Genomic DNA, 23,778 nt, shown 5'->3' with positions numbered 1-23,778 from the left:
TTGACTCACACTCAATAAGCTTCTACGCTCCCCTACATGAGTCTTCCCGTAACAGATACTTCGGACCGTGCAACGACGCCGCGTCACGTCGATACGCTGATCATCGGCAGCGGATTCGCCGGCCTCGGTGCCGCGATCAAGTTGACGAAGGCAGGCAAGAAGGACTTCGTCGTCATCGAACGCGGCCACGACGTCGGTGGCACCTGGCGCGACAACACCTACCCCGGTGCCGCCTGCGACGTGCCGTCGCACCTGTACTCCTACTCGTTCGCGTTGAACCCGAACTGGACGCGCTCGTTCTCCACGCAGCCCGAGATCCAGAAGTACATCGCCGGGGTGGCGCGCAAGTACGGCGTCATGGACAAGCACGTGTTCGGCACGGATGTGACCTCGGCCCGCTGGAACGCCGAGACCAACCGCTGGGACGTCGAGACCACCACGGGCAACTACACCGCGAAGATCGTCGTCTCCGCCGTCGGCGCGCTGTGTGAGCCGAACCTGCCCGACATCAAGGGAATTCACGACTTCAAGGGCGACGTCTTCCATTCGGCCCAGTGGAATCACGACGTCTCGCTCGCCGGCAAGCGCGTCGCCGTCATCGGTACCGGTGCCTCGGCGATTCAGATCGTGCCCGCCATCGCAGATCAGGTGAAGCACCTCGACGTGTACCAGCGCACCGCGCCGTGGATTCTTCCCCGCGCGGACCGCCCGTACACCAAGCTCGAACGCTTCGCCTTCAAGCACGTTCCCGGATTCCAGCGTCTCTCGCGGACCGGCATCTACGCGATGCGCGAGACGCAGGTCGTCGGACTGGCGAAGGCTCCGGCCTTCATGAAGCCGCTGCAGTGGGCGTCGGAGAACCACCTGCGCACGCAGATCAAGGACAAGACCCTCCGCGCGAAGGTCACGCCGAACTTCCGCATCGGCTGCAAGCGCATGCTGATCTCGAACGCGTACTACCCCGCGCTCGCCAAGAGCCACGTCGATCTCGTCACCGACGGCATCGCCGAGATCCGCGAGGGCTCCATCGTCACCAAGGACGGCACCGAACGCCCCATCGACGCGCTCGTCGTCGCCACCGGCTTCCACGTCACCGACTCCCCCGCCTACCACGGCATCACCGGCAAGGACGGCCGCACACTGGCCGAAACCTTCGAGGACGGCGGTCAGCAGGGCTACAAGGGCGCGGCGGTCGCGAACTTCCCCAACATGTTCTTCCTGGTGGGCCCCAACACCGGCCTGGGCCACACGTCGATGGTGTTCATGATCGAGTCGCAGATCAACTACCTGGTCGACGCGTTGAACACCATCGACAAGCACGACATCGGCACCATCGAGGTGCGCAAGGACGTGCAGGACGAGTACAACGTGACGCTGCAGGACCAACTCTCCAAGAGTGTCTGGATGAACGGCGGATGCGCCAGCTGGTACCTCGACAAGCACGGCAACAACACGACGCTGTGGCCGGGCTTCACCTTCGAGTTCCGCAGAATCACCAGGAACTTCGATCTCGATGCGTACCGTAGCGTCGCTACCGCAGACCTGCCCTCCGGACCGTCGGCGACCAACTCCGCCGGCAACAACACAGACAAGGTGTCCGCACGATGAGCACATTCACAGGCAAGGTGGCCGTCGTCACCGGCGCGGGCTCGGGAATCGGCCGCGCCCTGGCCCTCGAACTGGCCGGCCGCGGAGCGAAGTTGGCATTGTCCGACGTCGACACCGCCGGACTCGACGAAACGGTTCGACGAGTCGAGGCGTTGGGCGCCGAGGTCAAGTCGGACTTCTTGGATGTGTCCCAGCGCGAGACCGTGCTGGATTACGCCGAGGCCGTCGTCGCGCATTTCGGCAAGGTCAACCAGATCTACAACAACGCCGGTATCGCGTACCACGGTGACGTGGACAAGTCCTCGTTCAAGGACATCGAGCGCATCGTCGACGTCGATTTCTGGGGAGTCGTCAACGGCACCAAGGCATTTCTGCCGCACATCCAGGCCTCCGGCGACGGCCACATCATCAACATCTCCAGCCTGTTCGGCCTGCTCGCCATGCCGTCCCAGTCGGCGTACAACGCGGCGAAGTTCGCCGTCCGCGGGTTCAGTGAATCGCTGCGGATGGAGATGTTGATCTCCAAGGCACCGGTGAAGGTGACCGTGGTGCACCCCGGTGGCATCAAGACCGCCATCGCCCGCAACGCGACCGTCGCCGAGAACTTCGATCAGGCCGACGTGGCCAAGTTCTTCGACAGCAAGCTCGCCAAGACCACCCCGATCGACGCGGCCAAGACCATCCTCAAGGGCGTCGAGAAGGGCAAGGGCCGGGTACTCATCGGGTCCGACGCCATCGCCCTCGATCTGTTGCAGCGCATCACCGGCTCTCGCTACCAGGGCCTGATCGCCGCGGTGTCCAAGCGCGCGCTGCCGCGTACGAAGAAGTAGGCGAGCCCGTGAAGTCCTTCTACGTTCCCCTGCCGATCGTCGCGGCAGCACTCAAGCCCTTCTATCGCCTGGCGCTGAATCCGCGTCTGTCGTTCCGAGCGCAGCGGGCCCTGCTCGAGGCGGCGGCTCCGGCGCAGACTCTTCCGCACGGAACCGTCGCGCAGAAGTTGACGCTCGCCGGACGGCGAGCGGAGCGCATCACCGTCGGGGCAACCGAACGCGGCACCGCGATTCTGTACCTGCACGGCGGCGCGTACACGATCGGTTCGATCAACACGCACCGGTCGTTGGCCGCGCATCTGGCGCGGGAATCGGCCAGCGCCGTCTACGTGCTCGACTACCGGTTGGCCCCGGAGAACCCGTACCCGGCCGGTCTGGACGACGCCGTGGCGGCGTTCCGCGAGCTGGTCCGCGTGCACGGATTCACCGCGGACCGCATCGCCATCGCAGGCGATTCCGCCGGTGGAGGTCTGACGGTCGCCACCGCCCGGCGTCTGGTGGACGACGGCACCAGCCCGGCCGCCCTCGGCCTGATCTCGCCCTGGGTCGATCCCGGTGCGCGCGACGCCGCCAAGGACCGCGATCTCGTGGTCAACACCGGCTGGTCCTACAGCTCGGCCGACGCCTATCTGGGTGCGGGCGATCCACTCGACCAGGGCTTCGCACCACTGCTGGGCAACCTCGACGGACTGCCTCCGACCGTCATGCACGTCGGCACCGACGAGGTGCTGTACGCGCAGATCACCGCGTTCGCGGACAAGCTGCGATCGTCGGGCGTCGAGCTCGAGCACGTGGAATACAAGAAGCTCTGGCACGTGGCTCATCTACAGGCGTCGATCCTGCGGGAGGCGGCTCAGGCCGTCCATCACATGGGCTCGTACCTGGGCCGCAAGGTCAGGGCAACGCAGACGGGCACAGTGTCACAGGTTGCGCTCACCGAGCCAGCGGCCGGCGACCTCGCCTGACGGAACGCCGTTGCGGACCTCGCCGATCATGTCGGCGAGGTCCGCAGTCGTCAGCTCCCCCGCCACCACGGAAAAGGACCTCACAGCACTCTCGCTGAGCACTCCGTCGACGTAGAGCGGAACCACGTTCTGCGCGGGATACACATGATCGTCGTCGGGCAGCGTGGTCAGATCCTTCGCCAACGGGCCGAACGAGGCGGTGCGAATCGCGAGTACGTCGACCTCCCCGGCGTTCAACCCGTCGACGGCGGACTGCGCATCGGCATACGGAGTGATATCGGTGAACGACGCCCCTGTGAACGTGGGACTCTTCGTGCCTTCGGCAATGACGTCCATGGGATCGACCTGGCCGTCCACGATTCCCACGGTCTTTTCCTCACGCCCCAGGAAGTCGGTCACCGTCTCGTCGCCCGATTCACTGTCCGACGCCACCGCAACGGCAAGTCGATCCTCGGCGGTGGCGTAATCCCCCACCGACAACCCGGCCGGCAGTGATCGGTTCAGTTCGGTGTACACGTCCTCGGCCTCGGTTGCCGCCGACAGTGTGTCGAAAGTGCGCAGCAGTTCTCCGGTGAGATCGGGAACCATCGTCACCTCACCGCGGTCCAGTGCCGCGAGGTAGTCGGCTCGGTCTCCCAGGTCGTCCTTCACCTCGACGTCCGCTCCCGTCGACCGCAGTCCACCGGCGTAGATCTGCGCGAGCAGACGCGACAGATCCGAGCTGCCTGCTCCGACGACGACGGCCGCGCCGGCAGGGTCGGTCGACGCGCCCGCACTGCAACCGCCGACCAGTCCGGCGATCGACATCACCAGGGCTGCTGCCAGAACCGACGATCGCACTGTCATTTTCTCCTGTTCACTGCCCGGGTGGTTTACCGATCTCGGCCGCGGGGCACTAGTGCGAACGAGACGGTAGTCGAACCAACCTTATGGGCACGCTGAATTCGACTACCATCCCGAGCAGCCCGAGTCCTGGTTTCGACGATGCCCCCGCAGCCCGGTGGCGGCGGTCGGCGATGGGTAGGACTGTGCCCGAACCGATGGAAGGACACCATGACCACCTCCCGAATCACGCGCGCGTTCTCCGCTCCGAGGGCAGTGGCCGCCGTAGCCGCACTCGCTCTCTCGGTCACCGCTCTGACCGCCTGCGGCGGAAATTCGGATCCACTGTCCAGCGGTGGCGGCGAGAGCAACAGCGACACCAACTCGATCATCGTCGGCTCGGCCAACTTCCCCGAGTCCGAGACCGTGGCGAACATCTACGCCGAGGCTCTGCGCGCCAACGGTTTCGAGGTGAGCACCAAGCTCAACATCGGCAGCCGTGAGGCCTACATTCCGGCAGTGCGAGACGGGTCGATCGACCTGATCCCCGACTACACCGGCAACCTGCTGCAGTACTTGGACGAATCCGCGACCGCCACGTCCTCCGAGGACGTCCTGGCCGCGCTACCCGCGGCTCTGGGCGACGACCTCACCGTGACGGCGCAGGCACCGGGCGAGGACAAGGACGCCGTCGTCGTCACGCGTCAGACCGCCACCGAGCGCAACCTCACCACCATCGGCGACCTCGCCCCGTTCTCCTCCGAGGTGACCTTCGCCGGTACCCCGGAATTCCAGGAACGCGTCGGCGGCCTGCCCGGTCTGCGAGACAAGTACGGCCTGGACATCTCACCCGGCAACTACATCCCGATCTCCGACGGCGGCGGCCCGGCGACGGTCGAGGCCCTCGTCTCCGGACAGGTCGTCGCCGCGGACATCTTCACCACCGCACCCTCGATCGCACAGAACGATCTCGTCGTTCTCGAGGATCCGGAGAACAACTTCGCGGCCCAGAACATCATTCCGGTGCTGCGTACGGCCAAGCAGTCCGACAAGCTCACTCAGGTGCTCGACGCCGTGTCGGCGCAGATCACCACCGAGGAGCTGATTGCGCTGAACACGCGAGTGTCCGGTGACGAGAAGGTCGAGCCCGCGGCAGCAGCAGCGGATTGGGTCCAGGACAAGGGTCTGGATCAGCCGGTCAGCTGATGATCACCTTCGAGAGCATCAACAAGACGTGTCCGGACGGCACCACTGCCGTCGACTCGCTGGACCTGGTGATCGAGCCACACTCGTTCACCGTGTTCGTGGGGCCGTCCGGCTGCGGCAAGACCACCTCGATGCGAATGATCAATCGCATGATCACGCCCACCTCGGGCGTCATCACGGTCGACGGGCGCAACATCGCAGACATCGACGCGGTGAAGCTGCGCCGCGGCATCGGATACGTCATCCAGAGTGCCGGGTTGCTGCCGCACCGGACCGTCGTCGACAACGTCGCCACGGTGCCGGTACTCAACGGCGAATCGCGTCGCGCAGCACGCACAGCCGCGCTCGACGTTCTCGAGCGCGTCGGCCTCGACCCGGCATTCGCCTCGCGCTACCCCGCGCAACTGTCCGGCGGGCAGCAACAGCGTGTGGGCGTCGCCCGGGCGCTTGCCGCAGACCCGCCGATCCTGCTGATGGACGAGCCCTTCAGCGCGGTCGACCCGGTGGTTCGGGAGGAACTGCAGATCGAGATGCTGCGACTGCAGGCCGATCTGAAGAAGACGATCGTGTTCGTCACCCACGACATCGACGAGGCCGTACGGCTCGGTGATCGCATCGCCGTGTTCGGACCCCAGGGCCGATTGCAGCAGTACGACAAGCCGGAGACCGTACTCGCCTCCCCGGCAACGTCCTTCGTGGCGTCGTTCGTCGGTCGCGATCGTGGCTACCGCGGCCTGTCGTTTCGGTCGGCACAGTCGGTGACCATGCACCCCATCCATACGGCGACCGAGGACGAGATCCACGGTCTGAGGCTGGACCAGGGGCAGTGGGTCCTCGTCGTCGATGGGCAGCGCCGTCCACTCGGATGGATCGACGCGACCGGAGTCGAGAAGGTGCGCGAAGGCCGGAGCATCGACGAGAGCACGGCGGCGGGCGGCTCCCTGTTCCTCGAGGGCGGCGATCTGCGTCAGGCACTCGACTCGGCGATCTCCTCGCCGTCGGGGATCGGTGTCGCGGTCGATGCATCCGGGGCGGCCGTGGGTAGCGTCGACGGGGCTGAGATACTCGAAAACCTTGCTGCACAACGCAAGTCGGAGGACTCCGAACGCAACCGGCACCACTTCCTCACTACCGGGGACAACGAACAGTGACCTGGCTGCTGGACAACTTCGATGTGGTTCTCGGCTACACGAAGACTCACCTGTATCTCTCGCTCGTCCCGCTGCTCATCGGACTGTTGATCGCCATCCCGTTGGGTACCGTCATTCGCAACACCCGTTGGGTTCGCCGAATCACGCTGACGGTGGCCAGTATTGCCTTCACGCTTCCGTCGCTGGCTTTGTTCGTCACCATCCCCGCGATCGTCGGTCTGCCCGTTCTCGATCCGTTGAACGTGGTGATCGCGCTGGCGGTGTACTCGACCGCGCTGCTCGTGCGCGCAGTACCCGAGGCACTCGATTCGGTGCCGTTCGCCGTGGTCGATTCCGCCGAGGCGATGGGCTACTCGACACTGCGGAGAGCAGTGACCGTCGAACTGCCACTGGCACTTCCGGTACTCATCGCCAACATCAGGGTCGTCGCGGTCACGAACATCTCGTTGGTCTCGGTGGGCTCGGTGATCGGCATCGGCGGCCTCGGCCAGCTGTTCACCCAGGGCTACCAGCGTGACTATCCCGATCAGATTTTCGCGGGCATCATCTCGATCGTGTTCCTGGCGTTGATCTTCGACGCGGCCCTGTACCTGCTGGGGCGTCGTCTCACCCCGTGGACGCGGCTGAGCACAGGCTCGTCGAAGAAGAAGGCACGCGCATGAATCTCTTCTCCGAGGCGTTCTCGTACATTCTCGACGGCGGAAATTGGGCCGGTCCCACGGGAATCGGCGCACGGCTGATCGAACACATGTGGTACAGCCTGTTGGCAGTGTTGCTCTCGGCTGCCGTCGCGGTTCCGGTCGGTCTGCTCATCGGTCACCTGCGCCGCGGTGAGGCCGTCATCGTCGGGCTCGTCAACGCGCTGCGGTCGCTGCCGACCCTCGGCATTCTCGTGTTTCTGGTTCTGGTGATCGGGTTGGGCCTGATCCCGCCGATCATCGCATTGGTGCTGCTGGGCATTCCTCCGCTGTTGGCCGGCACGTACTCCGGCATCGCGAACGTCGACGCCAACGTCGTCGACGCCGCCCGGGCGATGGGGATGACCGAAACCCAAGTGCTGTTTCGCGTCGAGATCCCCAACGCTCTGCCCCTGATCCTCGGCGGGTTGCGCAACACCACACTGCAGATCATCGCCACCGCGACCATCGCGGCCTACGTCAACCTCGGCGGGCTCGGCCGTTACATCTTCGACGGGCTCGCGCTCTACGACTACGGCCGCGTTCTGGTCGGCGCGATTCTGGTGGCGCTGCTGACCCTGATCGTCGACGGTCTGCTCGCCCTCGCCGTGTGGGCGTCCGTCCCGGGAACCGGTCGCCTGCGGCGGATGCCGACCGGACTCGCGAAGGTCTGACTCGAGCCACGACGAAAGACACCGGCGAACCGCAGGCCCGGGTGGGGCCGGGTTCGCCGGTGTTTTCTTTCCGTTTTCCTACGCGACGCCCTCGGCTCGCGCTGCTGCCGCAACTGCGTCCGCAACGGCCGGGGCGACACGAGGATCGAGTGGGCTGGGCACGATTTTGTCCGCAGCCAACTCGTCGCCGAGAACCGAGAGGATTGCCTCGGCAGCGGCGAGCTTCATGCCTTCGGTGATGCGGCGGGCACCTGCGTCGAGCGCGCCCTTGAACACACCGGGGAAGGCGAGAACATTGTTGATCTGGTTCGGGAAGTCGCTGCGTCCGGTTGCCACGATGGCGGCGTACTTCCTCGCCACCTCCGGATGGATCTCCGGATCCGGGTTGGACAGCGCGAACACGATGGAGTTCGGGGCCATCGAGGCGATGTAGCTCTCGTCGACCTTGCCCGCGGACAGACCGAGGAACACGTCGGCTCCGGCCAGGGCGTCGACCGCTCCGCCGGCCAGTGCACGGGGGTTGGTGCGCGCGGCGAGGTCGGCCTTGACGCTGGTGAGATCCTGGCGATCTGAAGAGACGATCCCCCGCGAGTCCAGCACCACCACGTCCCGGATGCCGGCCAGGAGCAGCATGTTGGCGCACGCCACACCTGCTGCCCCGGCTCCGGAGATGACGACCTTCAGTTCGGAGGTGCTCCGGCCCTGCACCTTCGCAGCCCCGTTGAGCGCGGCGAGGACGACGATGGCGGTGCCGTGTTGGTCGTCGTGCATCACCGGGCATTCGAGCGCCTCGATGACGCGGCGTTCGATCTCGAAGCAGCGCGGTGCCGAGATGTCTTCGAGGTTCACGGCACCGAAGCTGTGCCGCATCCGCACGATGGTCTCGACGATCTCGTCGACGTCGTTGGTGTCGAGCACGATCGGGATGGAGTCGAGGCCCGCGAACTTCTTGAACAGTGCGGCCTTGCCTTCCATCACCGGCAACGACGCGCGCGGACCGATATCGCCCAGGCCGAGCACTGCGGAACCGTCGGAGATGACGGCGACGAGGCGATCGGTCCAGGTGTATCGCTTGGCCAGCGCGGGTTCGGCGGCGATGGCGCGGCTGACCTGGGCCACTCCTGGGGTGTAGGCGATAGAGAGATCGCGCTGGGTCTCGAGCGGTGCCGCCAACTCGACCGACAGCTTTCCGCCGAGGTGCCCGGCGAAGATCTCCTCGTCGGTGATTCCGGCGGGAAGGGCCGGCGTTGTGGGTGTTGCTGCGGTGTCTTCGACTGCCGTCACGGTGAAAGCTCCTCGCACTGTCGACCTCGACCGGCGAGGCGACGAAATGTCAACGAAGTGAGTGGTGGAAATGAGGGCCGTCGGAGTGCGCCAGTGCTGGCTGCAAACTGCCGAGAGCGTGTCTCGCATGTGAGGCGGGTGCGCCTGCACGATCAGCGATGGGCTGTAGCCCTGTCGGTGCCCCAGTGTGCCACATCGCAACCCCACCTGACCACAGAGTCAGAACGGAGCAGATCTCGGTGCCACCGCTGTGCTACTGCCACCACCGCTTCTACTGCCACCACTGTGTCCACAGGACGAGGCCGGTGGCGACGAAGACCACGATCGCCCCGAGGACGGCCGAGAATCCGCGACGGTGATCGGTGACGCGCTGCGCGAACACGGCAACGATCGCCGCGACGATGTGTGCGGCGACCGAGAGACCGCCAGGACCGGGGAATCCGCGGGAGTGCCCCAGATACTGCGTGACGGCGACGCCTATGGCGAGCACCACCAGTCCTGCGGTGACGATGCCGCTGAGCCCGCGCAGGAATCGGAGCCCGAACGATCCCCCGGTCATCCGCCGGCCACGAATCCGCGAACAGAATCCGCGATCAGCTGCACCGCGATGGCGGCGAGCAACAGGCCGGCGATGCGGGCCAACAGCGAGATGCCGCCCTCTCCGAGGAGCCGGATCAGCGCCGTCGAGAATCGCAGCACCAGGAAGAACAGCACGTGAATGGTGATGATGCCCAACGCAATTGCCAGAAACGAACCGGCGTCACCGTCGGCCTGGCTGACGTAGACGATCACCGCGGCGATGGCACCGGGGCCGGCCATGAGCGGAGTCCCGAGCGGCACGAGCGCGACGTTGACGTCCTCCGCGGCGGTGTCTCCGCCCGCGCCCTTTCCGGTGAGCAGTGACAACGCGATGAGCAGCAGCAACAACCCACCTGCGCCCTGCAGTGCCGGAATGCCGATGTGCAGGTAGCTCAGGATCGCTTGGCCGCCGATCGCGAACACCGAGATGACGGTCAGTGAGACGGCGGGAGCCTGCCACGCGGCCTTGTTGCGTTCTTCTTTGCTCTTGCGGCCCACCAGCGACAGGAACACGGGGATCGCGCCCGGTGGGTCCATGATGACGAACAGGGTGATGAGCACCGTCAGGTAGAGCGTCACGTCGAATGTCATGGGCGTGCCGCCGCGACGAGACGGTCGTATTGCTCTGGGGCCGTGTTGTATTCGCCCAGTTTCACCGTCTTGTTGGTGCCGTGGTAGTCCGAGGATCCGGTGACGATCAGGTCCAGTTCGGCAGCGAGATCGGCCATCACCGCGGTGTCCTGCGGCGAGTGGTCCATGTGATGCACTTCCACTCCCCCGAGACCGCGCGTTACGAGTTCGCGAATGTGATCGAGGTCGAGGATGCGACCGCGGGCACGAGCTCTGGCGTGCGCGAGCACACTGACACCGCCTGCCGCGGCGATCATGTCGACCGCGACCTCGAGGGGAGTGTCGACCTTCTCGACGTAGTACTTGCCGCTCGTCGCCAACGGACCGGCGAACGCTGCGTCCATGTTCGGAACGTAGCCGGCGTCGATCAGCGCGCGACCCAGGTGCGGTCGTCCGGCTGCCGCTCCGGCCGAGGCCAGCACCGCGTCGGGATCGATGGGCAGACCGTCCGCCGCCATCTTCTCGGCGATGGCACGCAATCGAGTGACCCGCTCGCCGCGCAAACGTGCGCGCTCGCCCGCGAAGGCCGCGTTCGCCGGGTCGAACAGATACGCCAGCAGATGCACCGGAACCGGCTCGCCGTCCTCGCCTCGCCCGGTGCAGGAGAGTTCCATGCCGCGCACCAGCGTGAGGCCGGACGGCAGTGCGGCGGCCGCTTCGTCCCACCCCGAGGTGGTGTCGTGGTCGGTCAGAGCCACCACCGACAGTCCCGCCTCGGCTGCGGCGCGGACCAGCTCGGCCGGGCTGTCGGTGCCGTCGGACGCCGTCGAGTGGGTGTGGAGATCGATGAGCACCTGCACAGTGTTCCAGGCCCACTCCGTCGTCGTTTTGCTGGCGTACGATTGCCCGCCATGCCGTCCCTTCCACCACGCCCGTCGCTGCCGTCACTGCATCGACGTTCGGCCAAGGCCGGTCCCGAGCCGATACCGCGCATTCCGGTGCCCACGGCCCGGGCGATCGTCGACTGCGCGGTCTACGTCGACGGGGCTCGACTGCCCGGGAGATTCACGCACACCTCGGCCATCGCGGAGGTCCGCGCCCGCGGCGAGGGATTCGTGTGGGTCGGTCTGCATGCACCCGACGAACACCAGATGAGCGCGATCGCCCAGTGTTACGGCCTGCACGAGCTGATGGTCGAGGACACCGTGCACGCCCATCAGAGGCCCAAGCTCGAGCGCTACGACGACGTCGCATTCCTGGTGCTGCGCACGGTGAAGTACGTCGAGCACGAGTCGGTGACGACGGCCAACGAGATCGTCGAGAGCGGCGAGATCATGGTGATGGTCGGCCGCGACTTCGTCATCACCGTCCGGCACGGGGAGCATTCGGGGTTGGCCGGTGTGCGTCAGCGCCTCGAAGCGAACCCGGAACAGCTCGCGCTCGGTCCGTCGGCGGTACTGCACGCGGTGGCCGACCACGTCGTCGACGAGTATCTCGCGGTGACCGACTCGATCGAGCGAGACGTCGACGGCATGGAGGAGGAAGTGTTCTCGCCGCACCACCACGTGCCCATCGAGAACATCTATCTCCTCAAGCGGGAGGTCGTCGAGCTGCGCCGGTCGGTGACACCACTGTCGACGCCGTTGGCGCGTCTGGTGCAGGAGCCGAGCGTCCCCAAGGCGGTGCGACGCTACCTGCGCGACGTGCAGGACCATCAGACGACCGTCGCCGAACGTATCTCCGAGTACGACGAGGTGCTCAGCTCATTGGTCGACGCCGCGCTGGCGCGAGTGACGATGCAGCAGAACCTGGACATGCGCAAGATCTCGTCGTGGGTGGCGATCGCCGCTGTGCCGACGATGGTCGCGGGCATCTACGGGATGAATTTCGACAACATGCCCGAGTTGCACTGGACGTACGGCTATCACCTGATGGTCGCGGTCGTGTTGTGCGTGTGTATCGGACTGTGGCGGACGTTCCACAAGAACGACTGGCTCTAGCGACCTTTCGCAGATTGGACAACGTCCAACAGAGTCCGACGGTCGTTGGTGATTACCCCGACCCCTTCCGGGTCACGATCCCGCCGGTCCTGACCGGATGAGACTGCAGAAGTTCTGCATCTCCGTCCGGAAGGGATCGATGAGAATCCGCTCACTGGTAGTGGCCGTCGCGATCATGACCGTCTGCGCTCCGGGTACAGCTCATGCCGGGTCGAACCCCGATCTCGGTCCCGTGCTCACCGTCGCTCCGGCCGCCCTCGACCACGCCCTCACGTGCACCCCCGATCTGCACGACGCCACCCGCGATCCGGTCCTGCTCACCCCGGCTTTCGCCACCGATCAGCAATCGTTCGGTTGGAACTATCTGCAGTCACTGCCCGCCGCTGGGATACCGGTGTGCAGCCTTTCGCTTCCCGACGAGGGCTACGGAGACCTGCAGGTCGCCGCCCAGTACGTGGTGCATGCGGTCCGCACCATGGCAGCCGACAGCGGTCGCCAGGTCGTCCTGATGGGTCACCAGCACGGTCCACTCGACGAGCTGTGGGCGTTGACGTTCTGGCCGGATCTGCCCGCACTGGTGTCCGACTTCATCTCGCTCGCCACCCCGTACAACGGCACCGACTCGGCGCGCTCGGGATGCGACGACTCGCACGAATGCCCGCCGGCGAACTGGCAGATCGCCACCGGATCGAAGTTCCTCACCGCACTGGCGGCGCGTCCGTTGCCCGCGGGGCCCAGCTACACCTCGATCTATACGAAGTTCGACCAATTGATCTACCCGCAACCGCACGCCAGCACCCTCGCCGGGGCCGCCAACATCGCCGTCCAGGACGTCTGCCCGCTCCGGCCCGTCGAACATTTCAACATCATCGGCGACAACGTCGCCTTCAATCTCGTCCTCGACGCGCTCGAACACGACGGACCTGCTGTGCGCGAACGCATCTCGGACGACCTGTGTTTCACCACCACGATGCCGAACCTGCGTTACGACGCGGATGCCGCGATCACCGGACTGATGTACCTGGCCGAGGTGCCTCTGCACCTCATCTTCGATTCCGTCACCGCCGAACCGGAATTGGCGTCCTACGCGATGACGTCTCGTCAGAGACTGGCCGCAGATCGATTCGGATCACGCACGTCGATCCCTGCCTCGGTCCAGGCCTCCCGCAGGGCCGCGGCACCGCGCAGCCGCACCCACGCGGCCTCGGTGCCGGTCAACGGCACGGCGGCCAGAAAGCGAACCGGATCGTAGGGCTCGGGCAGCGTCAGATCGGCGATATCGCTCTCGCCCAGCAGCACCGCAGTGAACGGCGCGTTGGTCCACAGCGGCTCGCCCAGGTCGAGCAGCGCGTCCTCGACGAGTACGACGCCCTCCACCGCGGGAGAGGCAGCGAGCACGGCCAGGGACTTGTGCACGCCCGACGCCACGCCTGCTCCACCGCGCAGAGTCAGCACCAGTTCGGCTCGGGGGCCGCGCGAGGGATCGGCGACGAGTTCGTTGGGGTCGGCCATGGGGTGACGAGAACAGCCGAGACTGACGTATCGGACCACGTCGGAGTCCGCGCCGAATCTCAGCACGTCCAGTGACTCGAGGCCGAGGAACGTCACCGACGCCGACGACGGATTCTCGTCGCCGATCTCGGTCACCAGATGTGCGCGTACCGCTTCGATGACACTGTCGCTCACCTGACCCATCCAACACCACCGATGCCCGAGAAGTCCGTTCGGAGGTACCACCGCACCGGAGGTGGGTACCGTCGTACCCGTGGTCTCCGTTCTCGCAGTTGCCGACGAAACGATCGAATCCCTGTGGAGTCCGCAGGTGAAGTCGCTCGCAGTCGACCTGATCCTCGGCGCGGGCGACCTCCCGTTCGATTACCTCGAGTACCTCACCGACGCGCTGAACGCACCGTGTGTGTTCGTGCCGGGCAATCACGACGCGGACCTCACCGGGTACTCGGCCGGGCGCGCAGGGTGGATGCGTGCCGGGCTGCCCGCCACCTGGCCCGGACCGGTCGGTGCCGTCAACGTCGATCGTCGCATCGTGTCGGCGGCAGGCCTCCGGATCGCCGGGCTCGGCGGGTCCATCCGCTACAACGGTGGGCCCAATCAGTGGACCCAACGGCAGCAGCGACGTCGATCACGAACGCTGACCCGGACGTTCGCGTGGCATCGCAACGTGCGCAAGGACCTTCGGCCCGTCGACATTCTGCTCACCCACAGTCCACCGCTCGGCGTCGGCGACGACACCGACCCGGCGCACATCGGTTTCGACTGTCTGGACGAGGTGACGCGTCGACTCTCCCCACAGTTGTTGTTGCACGGCCACATTCATCCGCACGGTCACACCCCGGACGACCTGTCCCTGCACGGCGCGGCGGTGATCAACACCGTCGGATACACCCTCCTCGAGATCGAACCGGGCGGCGAGAGACCGGATTTCGAGACACCCAAGATCGTGAGGCGCAGACATGGCACGTGACACCGGATTTCCGGCCGCCGACGCGGAGAACGACTTCACCCGCCAACGCCGCCGCGCCGACGTCGCACGTCTGGTCGGGTGGCTGCGTCGTCAACCCGACGACGTCAACACCATCCTGCCGTTCGACGAGGTGGTCGCCGCCCTCGGCAAGGTGGGCGAGCGTCACCTCGGCCTGCAGGTCATCCGCGTCGAGACCATCGTCGGCAGCGTCGATCGCACTCGTGACTTCGATCGATTCTTTCGGCCGACGTCGGCGCGCATCCGCGAACGCTGGCAACGACTCGCGGCTGCTCAGCGCCGCGGCGAGGCGATGCCGCCGATCCAGGTGTACCGCATCGGTGGCATGCACTTCGTCGTCGACGGACACCATCGAGTCTCCATCGCCTTCGCGATGCACCGGACGTCGATCGACGCCGTCGTCACCGAGATCATCACCCGCATCTCACCGGAGGGCATCACCCGACGCGGCGACCTGCTGATCAAGGATCACCGGCGCATCTTCCTCAGTCGTGTCCCGTTGGTGGGCAAGGCACGCGAGGCCGTTCAGGTGACCGATCCGTTCGATTACGCCCAGCTGAGCGAATCGGTGGAGGCGTGGGGCTTCCGGTTGATGCAGGAGGTCGGCGAGTTCGTCGACCGCGGTACCGTCGCGCGGCGCTGGTTCGGTGAGGAGTACCTCCCGGTGGTGCGCATGGTGCGCGCTGCGGAGATCCTCGAGGACCGCACCGACGCGGAGGCGTACCTGTGGATGAGCCGGGAGCGTTACCGCCTGGTGCGCGAGCATGTGTGGAACGACGAGATCGTCAGCGAACTGCGGCAGAAGGCGCTGGGCAAGCCCACCCGTCCGCAGTGACACGGTGCCGTCGTCGGGGACCGCTTCCCTCGTTCGGCGATATCTGATAGTCACTTAGATGCATTCAACAATTTATTTGCGTCGCTTCTAGTGCTTTTTCGACAGGTAACGAGGTAGTTCTTCCATGTCCACCCGCCGCATACTGCTGCCCGGACTCTGTTTCATCGTCATGACTCTCGCCGTTCTGCAGACGATGGTCGTCCCCATCGTCGGAACCATCGGCACCCAACTCGGCGTCAGCACCACGGCCGCAGGTTGGGTACTGACGGGCAACCTCCTCGCAGCGGTCATTGCCACCCCCGTCATCGGCCGGCTCGCCGACCTGCACGGCAAGCGGCCGGTGCTCATCGGTGTACTCACCGTCGTCCTCGCCGGGTCCTTGCTCGCGGCCCTGACGCACTCGCTGCTCTGGTTGATCGTCGGTCGCGTCCTGCAGGGAGTGTCCTATGCCCTGTTCCCCATCGCGCTGGCGGTACTGCGCGACGAGATGCCCCCACGAAAGCTCGTCGGCTCGATGGCCGTCCTGTCCGGGACACTGGGCGTCGGCGGCGGCTTCGGACTGGTACTGACCGGGCTGCTCACCGCCAACGGAGCCGACTACCACCGCGTGTTCTGGCTCACTGTCGTGTTCGTCGTGCTCGCCCTCGCGATCGCCTGGTTCGGCGTGCCCGCGCGACCGAAGACCAGCGGCGGCACCGTCGACTGGTGGGGTGCCGCAGGACTCGCCGTGACCCTCCTGCTCCTGTTCCTCGCGTTGACACAAGGCCGCACCTGGGGCTGGGGTTCGGTGGCCACCCTCGGCTGCGCCCTTGCCGGTGTACTGACGGGGACGCTCTGGTGGCTGCTCGAGAAGCGCACCGCCGAACCGTTGGTCGCGCCCCGCATGCTCACCCACGGTCCGCTGCTCGCCACCAACGTCGCCACCGTGTTCGTCGGTATCGGGATGTTCGTCAACTTCCTCGCCTGCTCGTACTTCGTGCAGACACCACGAGCGGTGGCGGGCTACGGCTTCACCGCCAACGTTCTCGAGGCGAGCGTGGTCTACCTGCTACCCGGCGCGGCGGTCGGCGTGGTTGCGGCCGTCCTCAGCGGTCGTCTCATCCGGTCCTTCGGGCCGCGTCGAGTTCTGATCGCAGGTGCGGTGATCGGGCTGGTCGGCTTCGTGTTCGTCGCACTGGCGCACGATCACACCTGGCAACTGATCACCGCCGGTGTGGTCATCAACGTGTTCGTCAGTCTCGCGTTCGCTGCCCTGCCCAACCTGCTCATGGCCGAGGTCGATGCGGCGGACACCGGCGTGGCCAACAGTGTCAACTCGATCGTCAGAACCGTCGGCACGTCGATCGCAAGCGCAACACTGTCCACCGCACTGGCCATGTTCGCCATCGACGGGACCGGGGTCGCCCGTGAAATCGTCTACACCGCGGCCTTCGCCGCCGGAGCGGTGGCCTGTCTCGTCGTCGGATTGGCGGCCCTGGCCATCAAGAGCACTCCGAACACCGGCGAATCGGTGGTCGGCGGCCGCAGCGAACCGGCCGTTCCGGCTGGCAGCACTGCCAGGTCTGCGCCGACGACCTGACCACTGCCCGTGCCGCGACCAGGGGAGACGCACGAAATCACGGGCAACGCTCCTTGGCAGAAAGCTCGTAATGTGCTGGGAGGTAGCAGTTTTCCCTGTCGCGGGCCCACCTCGTCGACCTAACGTCGGAGAAGTACGAACACCGACGAAAGGGAACACATGAACACCCGAAAGATCTTCACCCGCGCAGCAGTGACCGGGGCTCTGGTGGCCATTCCTCTGGTGGCAATGGCGGGCACAGCATCGGCCGATCCACTGTGGACGGACCGGGGCGACAATCACACCCGATACGACGACAACCGAAACGACGGGCCGAACCAGTTCGAGCTCTCCGAGCTGTTCCCCCAGGCACCGGCGCCGCAGCTGCAGAATCCGGCACCGAACGTGGTGCCGTACAACTTCTTCCAGGGCTACCAGCTGCCGAGCACCGGCTCTGCGTTCTGAGCCTGCGGCATGTGCGCGGAACTTCGTAGCCCACTACGAGTTTCCGCGCACATGCGCGCAGCGCTCTACAGCGTCAGGTTCGCACCCGAGGCCTGGTCGAACACCGAGATCTTCGCCGGGTCGAACCACAGTTCCACCTGACCACCCTCGGCGGCCTTGGATTCGGCGGCCAGGCGCGCAACCACCTGTGCGCCACCGAGATCGGCAATACCCGCGTCCGCTGCGAGCTCCTGCAGCTCACTGGATTCGACCCGCGCACCCTTGAGCGTGAAGTACACGTACTTGTCGCTACCCATCGACTCGAGTACGTCGACGGTGGCGGTGAAGGTGGCACCGCTCATCTTCTGGTAGCCGTCGATCAGTGCTGCGTCCTCGAAGTGCTCGGGGCGGATGCCGACAACCACCTCGCGACCCGGGTTCTTGGCCTTGATCGCGTCCATCCGCTCGAGCGGGATGTCGATCTCACCGAGCGCGGTCGACACTCCGTTCGCGGTGAGCTGTCCGGGAACGAAGTTCATCGAGGGCGATCCGATGAAGCCGCCCACGAACAGGTTTCGCGGCTTGTCGTACAGCTCCTGCGGAGAACCGATCTGCTGCACCAATCCGCCACGTAGCACCACGACGCGATCGCCGAGGGTCATGGCCTCGGTCTGGTCGTGCGTGACGTACACGGTGGTGGTGCCGAGCCGCTTCTGCAGACGTGAAATCTCGGCGCGAGTCTGCACACGCAGCTTCGCGTCGAGGTTGGACAGCGGCTCGTCCATCAGGAACGCACTGGGGGTACGAACGATGGCGCGGCCCATGGCAACTCGCTGACGCTGACCACCGGAGAGGTTCGCCGGCTTGCGGTCGAGGTGCTGACTGAGGTCGAGGATCTTGGCTGCCTCTTCGACCTTGCTGTTGATCTCCGACTTCGAGAGCTTCGCGAGCGTGAGCGGGAACGCGATGTTCTGCCGCACCGTCATGTGCGGATACAGCGCGTACGACTGGAACACCATCGCGATGTCGCGATCCTTCGGTGCCTTCTCGTTGACGCGCTCCCCCGCGATGCGCAGCTCGCCGGACGAGATGTCCTCGAGACCGGCGATCATGTTGAGGGTCGTGGACTTTCCGCAACCGGACGGGCCGACGAGGATGATGAACTCGCCGTCGGCGATGGTGATGTCGACGTCGCTGACGGCAGCCGCGCCGTCGGGGTAGAGCTTGGTGACTTTGTCGAGAACGATTTCGGCCATGACGGTTATCCCTTCACTGCGCCGGACGTCAAGCCCGCCACGATACGTCGTTGGAAGAAGAGCACGAAAATGATGATCGGGATCGTGATGACGACTGCTGCCGCCGCGATCGATCCCGTTGGCTCCTCGAACTGAGAGCTACCGGTGAACTGCGAGATGGCCGCCGGGACGGTGACCGAACGTTCCGTCGCCGTCAACGAGATGGCGAGCAGAAGGTCGTTCCAGGCGAAGATGAACACCAGTATGGCGGCGGTGACGATGCCGGGTGCGGCCAGCGGGGCGATGACCTTGCGGAACGCCTGTGCCGGCGTCGCGCCGTCCATCTTCGCTGCCTTCTCGAGCTCCCACGGAATCTCGCGGAAGAACGCCGACAGGGTGTAGATCGCCAACGGCAACGCGAAGGTGATGTACGGAATGATCAGCCCCGGCCAGGTGTCGAACAGTCCCAGCGAGCGGGAGATGTCGAACAGCGGTGTCACCAGGGAGATCTGGGGGAACATCGCAATGAGCAGTGCTGCACCGACCAGAGCCTTCTTTCCCGGAAAGTCCAGACGCGCAACGGCATACGCGGCCATCGTGCCGATCACCACGGCGATCACGGTGGTGATCAGTCCGATACCGATCGAGTTGACCAACGCCGAGGTGAACTGATTGGTCGAGAAGATGCCCTTGTAGTTGTCGAAGGTGATCGAACGAGGAATGAAGTTGCCGTCGGCGATGGTGGCCGTCGACTTGAACGAGAGGCTGATGATCCACAGCAGTGGAACGAGTGCGTAGAGCAGGACGAGGACGTTGACGACCGTCCAACCGACCTTCTTGCGAGGCGTAACAGTGGTCATTACTTGCGGCCTCCGTCGTCGGATCCCGGTGCCGATGCACCGAACAACTTGATGAACACGAACGCGATGATCGCGACGCAGAAGAAGATCAGAATGCTGATCGCCGACCCGAGCCCGAGGTTGAACGCACCGAACAGGTTGTTGTAACCGAGAATCGAGACCGATCCGGTTTCGTTGCTACCGCGGGTGAGGACGTAGATGTTGTCGAAGATGCGGAACGCGTCGAGGGTGCGGAAGAGCACCGCGACGAGAATCGCCGGCTTCATCAACGGAATCGTGATGCGCATCAGCCTGGTCCACGCACCCGCTCCGTCGACCTCGGCCGCCTTGAGCAGATCGTCGGGCACCAGCGCCAGGCCTGCCAGAAGAAGCAGCGCCATGAACGGCGTCGTCTTCCAGACCTCGGCCAGTACGACGATCGCCAGTGACGGGAACTGCTCGGTGAGCGGAGCACTACCGTCGGGCAGCAGATTGGCGAGATAGCCCGTGCCGGGGGTCCACGCGTAGTACCAGCTGTACGCGGCGGCGACGGTCACGATGCCGTACGGGATGAGCACCACGGTGCGTACGAGTCCGCGACCGAAGATGGTGCGGTGCATGACCAGAGCCACGGCCAGGCCGAGGATGAACTCGATGATCACCGAGATGATCGTGATGCCGGCCGTGACGCTGAACGCCGTCCACCAGTAGCCGTCGGACAGCACGGTCACGTAGTTGGAGAGGCCGACGAATTCACGATCCTCGGGGAATGCGAGGTTGTACTTCTGCAGACTGAGCCAGAACGCGTAGATGATCGGATACCCGGTGACCGCGATCATCAGCAGGGCGGCGGGTGCGATGAGCATCAGCCCCAGGCGACGTTCGGCCTTCTTGCCGTCGGAGACGTTCTTCAGAGCCGCCTGCTTGTCGACAGGCTGCGATGCGGGCTGTGACTCGGTGGTGGCGCTCATGGAATCAACCCTTCGGAATTGACGGCCTTGGAGACCAGATCTGCGAGCTTGTCCACGTCGGCCACCGGATCGATGTTCTGCGGCGGGTTGAGCGCATCGGTCAGCAGAATCGAAATGCTCTGGTAGGCAGGCGAAACGGGTCGCACAGCCGCAGATTCGATGGAACCGAGAACCCCTTCCCACGCGGGATAGACGGCCTGGAACTCGGGATCGGAGTACAGCGACTTCAGCACCGGCGGCACACCACCGTTGACGGCGTTGTTGCGCTGGTTCTCCTCGTTGGTGAGGCAATCGACGGCCTCCCACGCGAGATCCTCGTGCTGAGTGGTCTTCGCGACGCCGATGTTGAAGCCACCGATGGTGACCTTCGCGGGCTCGCCCGGGTTCACCTCCGGATACGGGGCGCTACGGAAGACCTCGGCGATGCGTGCGTCCTGCTGATCCTCGGGCACCGTCGACAGGTCGAGGAACGAGACGGCACCGGCAACGGCGTTCTCCTTCAACCCGGGCAGCACGAACGGGTAGTTGACCTGGAATGCCATCCGTCCCGATTCCATGCCGAGGCGGGCAGTTGCCTCGTCGCTCTGCGAGACCGAGGGATCGCGGCCGTCGGCCGTGGCCACTCGCTTGATGATCTCGAGGGCTTTCTCGGTGGCGGCGCGATGCTCGGGAGTGTCGTTCAGCGTCACCGTCGTTCCGTCCTCGGCGACGACCGAACCACCAGCGCTCTCGAGCAGCGAGTTGAACCAGACCATGAAGCCCTCGTACTGCTTTGCCTGAACGCCGATCTGTGCGGGCTTGCCCGCCGCCGCATTGGCCTCGGCCACGTCGATCAGCTGATCCCACGTCTGCGGCGGCACTCCGTCGGGCACCTCGTCCGGGCGGTACCAGAGCAACTGGGTGTTGGAGTTGAGCGGCACCGCGTACAGCTGATCCTGCCACTCTGCCGTGGCGAGTGGGCCCTCGAGCGTGGCACCGTCGCGCAGCTTCTCGGACAGGTCCTCCGGGACGGGCAATGCCCATCCGGCCTCGGCGAACTCGGCCGTCCAGACGACGTCGAGTGTCATCAGATCCAGCGTCCTGTCGTTGCCGGCGAGGCGCCGCGCGAGCTGGAGCCGCTGATCGTTGGCGCTCTTGGGCAGAGTCCGTTGCTCCACTCGGTAGCGGCCGTTGGAGGCGTCGGAACACACCTGTGCCGCAGCGGCGTACTGCTCTGCGCCGTCTGCGGCAGTGTAGAAACTCAGAACCGGAACCGAACTGTCGGACGAACCACACGCTGCGAGCAACGGACTCGTGACCAGAGCCGCTGCCGCCAACACCCCTATCCTCGTTGCTTTTCCACGCCTACGACCACGATGTCTCGGCACTTTCCGCCTCCGTACGTTCAGTTACTCGCGCAGCACATTGTGTGGGACTGCCGTGCACGAAAGAAACGTAACCGAACTCACTGGCATAGAGGGCGATTTGGGGCTATTCCGTTACCTGTCGGTTGCCTGGTCGTCCACCAGGTGTGATCAGATCGACAGTTTGGCGAGCAGGTCGCGTGCTTTCTCCGCGGTTCGCGGCTCGCAGATGACGTCGTATCGGCCCGCGACCAACTGCATGCTCGACGCGAAATCTCGCTGTCCCTTGGTGGCCGCGTACGGAATGGACGCCGAGATCAGGCCGAAGATGATGCCGCCGCCGACGCCGATGAGCAGCGCTCCGAAGATGTTCTCACTGAAGATGCCGAGGACCAGGCCGAGGAAGACTCCCAGCCAGGCACCCGAAACAATGCCTCCGCCAATGACTTTGGGCCAGGTGAGGCGGCCGAGCACGCGTTCGACCTGCATCAGGTCGACACCGACGATCGTCACGTCCTGCACCGAGAACTCTTCGTCGGAGAGGTAGTCGACGGCGCGCTGCGCCTCGGCGTAGGTGGGGTAGGAACCGATAGGCCAGCCGGAGGGCGGAGTCGGCAGGCCCTGCCCTGGGCGACCGGGCTGCGAGAGGGGATTGGTCATGGCTCCATTGTGCCCCGAAACGGACACTCGGCACACCCGTTGTAGCGGTTCACAGCAGGTTGACGGTCGGTCAGGGCGCGGGCGGCACGAAGGCGGTCGTCCGTGTCATTCCTGCCGCACGTCCCTTCGCCGAGACGACGAGCGCCATCTTGCGGCTCGCCTCGTCGATCATCTCGTCACCCAACATCACTGCGCCGCGACCGCCGCCCGCCGCGGAGGTGTGGAACTCGTACGCGTCGAGAATCATCTCGGCCTTGTCGTAGTCGGCCTGACGCGGCGCGAAGATCTCGTTGGCGGCCTCGATCTGCGTCGGATGCAGCACCCACTTGCCGTCGAAACCGAGGCCTGCCGTCCGGCCCGCCGCCCGACGAAAGGCGTCGAGATCACGTATCTGAAGATACGGACCGTCGATTGCCTGCAGACCGTGTGTTCGGGCGGCGAGCAGGATGGTCATCAGAATGTGGTGGTAGGCGTCGCCCGTGTCGTATCCGACCGGCTGCTCGCCGACGACCAGGGTGCGCATGTTGACGCTGGCCATCAGGTCTGCGGGACCGAACACCAGGGTTTGCACCCGCGGGCTCGCGGTCGCGATCTCGTCGATGTTGCGCAGACTGCGGGCGCTCTCGATCTGCGGCTCGATCCCGATCGCACCGACGTCGAGTCCGTGCTCTTTCTCGAGCTGGGTGAGCAGCAGATCCAACGCCTGCACGTGCGCGGCGCACTCCACCTTCGGCAGCAGGATGGCGTCGAGATTGCGTCCGGCACCGGACACGACGTCGATGACGTCCCCGTACGTCCACTGCGTCGTCCAGTCGTTGACGCGCACCACCTTGATCTGATCGCCCCAGCCATCGGAGTTCAGAGCATCGACGATGCGCGCGCGGGCCTCGACTTTCGCGATGGGCGCGACGGCGTCTTCGAGATCGAGGAAGATCGCGTCGGCAGGCAGTCCCTTGGCCTTGGCGATCATCTTGTCCGAACTGCCCGGAACGGCCAGCACCGATCTCCGTAGGCCCGACGCATTCAC

General features: G+C 65.3%; 24 protein-coding genes. 12 read left to right on the top strand and 12 right to left on the bottom strand.

Features of this window, described 5'->3' with window-relative positions:
* Positions 1 to 36 precede the first annotated feature (36 nt).
* The 3 genes from CH283_RS03710 to CH283_RS03700 are packed head-to-tail and all read left to right on the top strand — an operon-like array spanning position 37 to position 3,403.
* Entirely contained in the window at positions 37 to 1,608 is a 1,572-nt protein-coding gene (locus tag CH283_RS03710; protein ID WP_094641315.1) for a flavin-containing monooxygenase, read from the top strand.
* Positions 1,605 to 2,438: an SDR family NAD(P)-dependent oxidoreductase gene (locus CH283_RS03705; protein ID WP_068053168.1), complete on the top strand. Its 834-nt coding sequence runs from the start codon at positions 1,605 to 1,607 to the stop codon at positions 2,436 to 2,438. Before CH283_RS03710 ends, CH283_RS03705 begins: the two co-directional genes overlap by 4 nt.
* Positions 2,439 to 2,446: 8 nt before the next feature.
* Positions 2,447 to 3,403 carry an alpha/beta hydrolase gene (locus CH283_RS03700; protein ID WP_094641313.1) on the top strand — a complete coding sequence of 319 codons (957 nt, stop codon included), beginning with the start codon at positions 2,447 to 2,449 and terminating at the stop codon, positions 3,401 to 3,403.
* On the opposite strand, the gene CH283_RS03695 is transcribed toward CH283_RS03700, so the two are convergent.
* Entirely contained in the window at positions 3,359 to 4,249 is an 891-nt protein-coding gene (locus tag CH283_RS03695; protein ID WP_094641311.1) for a glycine betaine ABC transporter substrate-binding protein, read from the bottom strand. The two genes, CH283_RS03700 and CH283_RS03695, sit on opposite strands and share 45 nt — an antisense overlap.
* 207 nt (positions 4,250 to 4,456) lie before the next feature.
* Here CH283_RS03695 and CH283_RS03690 point away from each other — a divergent pair, with 207 nt between their 5' ends.
* The 4 genes from CH283_RS03690 to CH283_RS03675 are packed head-to-tail and all read left to right on the top strand — an operon-like array spanning position 4,457 to position 7,933.
* Positions 4,457 to 5,431: an ABC transporter substrate-binding protein gene (locus CH283_RS03690; protein WP_094641309.1), complete on the top strand. Its 975-nt coding sequence runs from the start codon at positions 4,457 to 4,459 to the stop codon at positions 5,429 to 5,431.
* Positions 5,431 to 6,582: an ABC transporter ATP-binding protein gene (locus tag CH283_RS03685; protein ID WP_094641307.1), complete on the top strand. Its 1,152-nt coding sequence runs from the start codon at positions 5,431 to 5,433 to the stop codon at positions 6,580 to 6,582. The genes CH283_RS03690 and CH283_RS03685 overlap by 1 nt, the downstream gene beginning before the upstream one ends.
* The gene (locus CH283_RS03680) at positions 6,579 to 7,244 is read left to right on the top strand and encodes an ABC transporter permease (protein WP_068053154.1); all 666 of its coding nucleotides are present in this window, start codon (positions 6,579 to 6,581) and stop codon (positions 7,242 to 7,244) included. The genes CH283_RS03685 and CH283_RS03680 overlap by 4 nt, the downstream gene beginning before the upstream one ends.
* Positions 7,241 to 7,933, top strand: coding sequence for an ABC transporter permease (locus CH283_RS03675; protein WP_094641305.1), 693 nt, complete (start codon positions 7,241 to 7,243; stop codon positions 7,931 to 7,933). The genes CH283_RS03680 and CH283_RS03675 overlap by 4 nt, the downstream gene beginning before the upstream one ends.
* 78 nt (positions 7,934 to 8,011) lie before the next feature.
* On the opposite strand, the gene CH283_RS03670 is transcribed toward CH283_RS03675, so the two are convergent.
* The 4 genes from CH283_RS03670 to CH283_RS03655 all read right to left on the bottom strand — a co-directional run bounded on the left by CH283_RS03670 (position 8,012) and on the right by CH283_RS03655 (position 11,220).
* Positions 8,012 to 9,217 (bottom strand): NAD(P)-dependent malic enzyme, encoded by a 1,206-nt coding sequence (locus CH283_RS03670; protein ID WP_176460383.1) that lies wholly within the window; start codon positions 9,215 to 9,217, stop codon positions 8,012 to 8,014.
* 271 nt (positions 9,218 to 9,488) lie between these two features.
* Positions 9,489 to 9,776 (bottom strand): hypothetical protein, encoded by a 288-nt coding sequence (locus tag CH283_RS03665; protein ID WP_068053146.1) that lies wholly within the window; start codon positions 9,774 to 9,776, stop codon positions 9,489 to 9,491.
* Entirely contained in the window at positions 9,773 to 10,387 is a 615-nt protein-coding gene (locus CH283_RS03660) for a MarC family protein (RefSeq protein ID WP_068053143.1), read from the bottom strand. Before CH283_RS03660 ends, CH283_RS03665 begins: the two co-directional genes overlap by 4 nt.
* Entirely contained in the window at positions 10,384 to 11,220 is an 837-nt protein-coding gene (locus CH283_RS03655; RefSeq protein WP_094641544.1) for a PHP domain-containing protein, read from the bottom strand. The genes CH283_RS03660 and CH283_RS03655 overlap by 4 nt, the downstream gene beginning before the upstream one ends.
* Positions 11,221 to 11,277: 57 nt before the next feature.
* On the opposite strand from CH283_RS03655, the gene CH283_RS03650 reads away from it, so the two are divergent.
* Positions 11,278 to 12,366: a magnesium and cobalt transport protein CorA gene (locus CH283_RS03650; RefSeq protein WP_068053140.1), complete on the top strand. Its 1,089-nt coding sequence runs from the start codon at positions 11,278 to 11,280 to the stop codon at positions 12,364 to 12,366.
* A gap of 1,101 nt (positions 12,367 to 13,467) precedes the next feature.
* On the opposite strand, the gene CH283_RS03640 is transcribed toward CH283_RS03650, so the two are convergent.
* On the bottom strand, positions 13,468 to 14,061 hold the full coding sequence (locus tag CH283_RS03640) for a suppressor of fused domain protein (protein ID WP_094641303.1): 594 nt from the start codon (positions 14,059 to 14,061) through the stop codon (positions 13,468 to 13,470).
* Positions 14,062 to 14,131: 70 nt separating this feature from the next.
* On the opposite strand from CH283_RS03640, the gene CH283_RS03635 reads away from it, so the two are divergent.
* The 4 genes from CH283_RS03635 (at position 14,132) to CH283_RS03620 (ending at position 17,724) form a co-directional block, all read left to right on the top strand.
* A complete protein-coding gene (locus CH283_RS03635) occupies positions 14,132 to 14,848 on the top strand; it encodes a metallophosphoesterase family protein (protein WP_068053171.1) in 717 nt (238 codons plus the stop codon).
* Positions 14,838 to 15,701 carry a chromosome partitioning protein ParB gene (locus CH283_RS03630; RefSeq protein WP_094641301.1) on the top strand — a complete coding sequence of 288 codons (864 nt, stop codon included), beginning with the start codon at positions 14,838 to 14,840 and terminating at the stop codon, positions 15,699 to 15,701. The genes CH283_RS03635 and CH283_RS03630 overlap by 11 nt, the downstream gene beginning before the upstream one ends.
* A 124-nt stretch (positions 15,702 to 15,825) precedes the next feature.
* Entirely contained in the window at positions 15,826 to 17,280 is a 1,455-nt protein-coding gene (locus CH283_RS03625; protein WP_094641299.1) for an MFS transporter, read from the top strand.
* Between the two features lie 159 nt (positions 17,281 to 17,439).
* Positions 17,440 to 17,724 carry a hypothetical protein gene (locus CH283_RS03620; RefSeq protein ID WP_068053133.1) on the top strand — a complete coding sequence of 95 codons (285 nt, stop codon included), beginning with the start codon at positions 17,440 to 17,442 and terminating at the stop codon, positions 17,722 to 17,724.
* Between the two features lie 65 nt (positions 17,725 to 17,789).
* Here CH283_RS03620 and CH283_RS03615 read toward each other — a convergent pair whose 3' ends face one another.
* The 6 genes from CH283_RS03615 to CH283_RS03590 form a co-directional block, all read right to left on the bottom strand.
* A complete protein-coding gene (locus CH283_RS03615; RefSeq protein WP_094641297.1) occupies positions 17,790 to 18,959 on the bottom strand; it encodes an ABC transporter ATP-binding protein in 1,170 nt (389 codons plus the stop codon).
* Between the two features lie 5 nt (positions 18,960 to 18,964).
* The gene (locus CH283_RS03610) at positions 18,965 to 19,798 is read right to left on the bottom strand and encodes a carbohydrate ABC transporter permease (protein ID WP_032375916.1); all 834 of its coding nucleotides are present in this window, start codon (positions 19,796 to 19,798) and stop codon (positions 18,965 to 18,967) included.
* The gene (locus CH283_RS03605; RefSeq protein WP_037191569.1) at positions 19,798 to 20,748 is read right to left on the bottom strand and encodes a carbohydrate ABC transporter permease; all 951 of its coding nucleotides are present in this window, start codon (positions 20,746 to 20,748) and stop codon (positions 19,798 to 19,800) included. Before CH283_RS03605 ends, CH283_RS03610 begins: the two co-directional genes overlap by 1 nt.
* A complete protein-coding gene (locus CH283_RS03600; protein ID WP_068053122.1) occupies positions 20,745 to 22,067 on the bottom strand; it encodes an ABC transporter substrate-binding protein in 1,323 nt (440 codons plus the stop codon). Before CH283_RS03600 ends, CH283_RS03605 begins: the two co-directional genes overlap by 4 nt.
* 195 nt (positions 22,068 to 22,262) lie before the next feature.
* Positions 22,263 to 22,751, bottom strand: a complete 489-nt coding sequence (locus CH283_RS03595) for a general stress protein (RefSeq protein ID WP_057475533.1) — start codon at positions 22,749 to 22,751, stop codon at positions 22,263 to 22,265.
* Positions 22,752 to 22,821: 70 nt separating this feature from the next.
* Positions 22,822 to 23,778: an HpcH/HpaI aldolase/citrate lyase family protein gene (locus CH283_RS03590; RefSeq protein WP_094641295.1), complete on the bottom strand. Its 957-nt coding sequence runs from the start codon at positions 23,776 to 23,778 to the stop codon at positions 22,822 to 22,824.

Source organism: Rhodococcus sp. 05-2254-2, assembly GCF_002259095.1.
Taxonomy (GTDB): Bacteria; Actinomycetota; Actinomycetes; order Mycobacteriales; family Mycobacteriaceae; genus Rhodococcoides.
The sequence above is the reverse complement of the archived record's forward strand: the minus strand, read 5'-3'. Positions and strand labels throughout refer to the sequence as shown.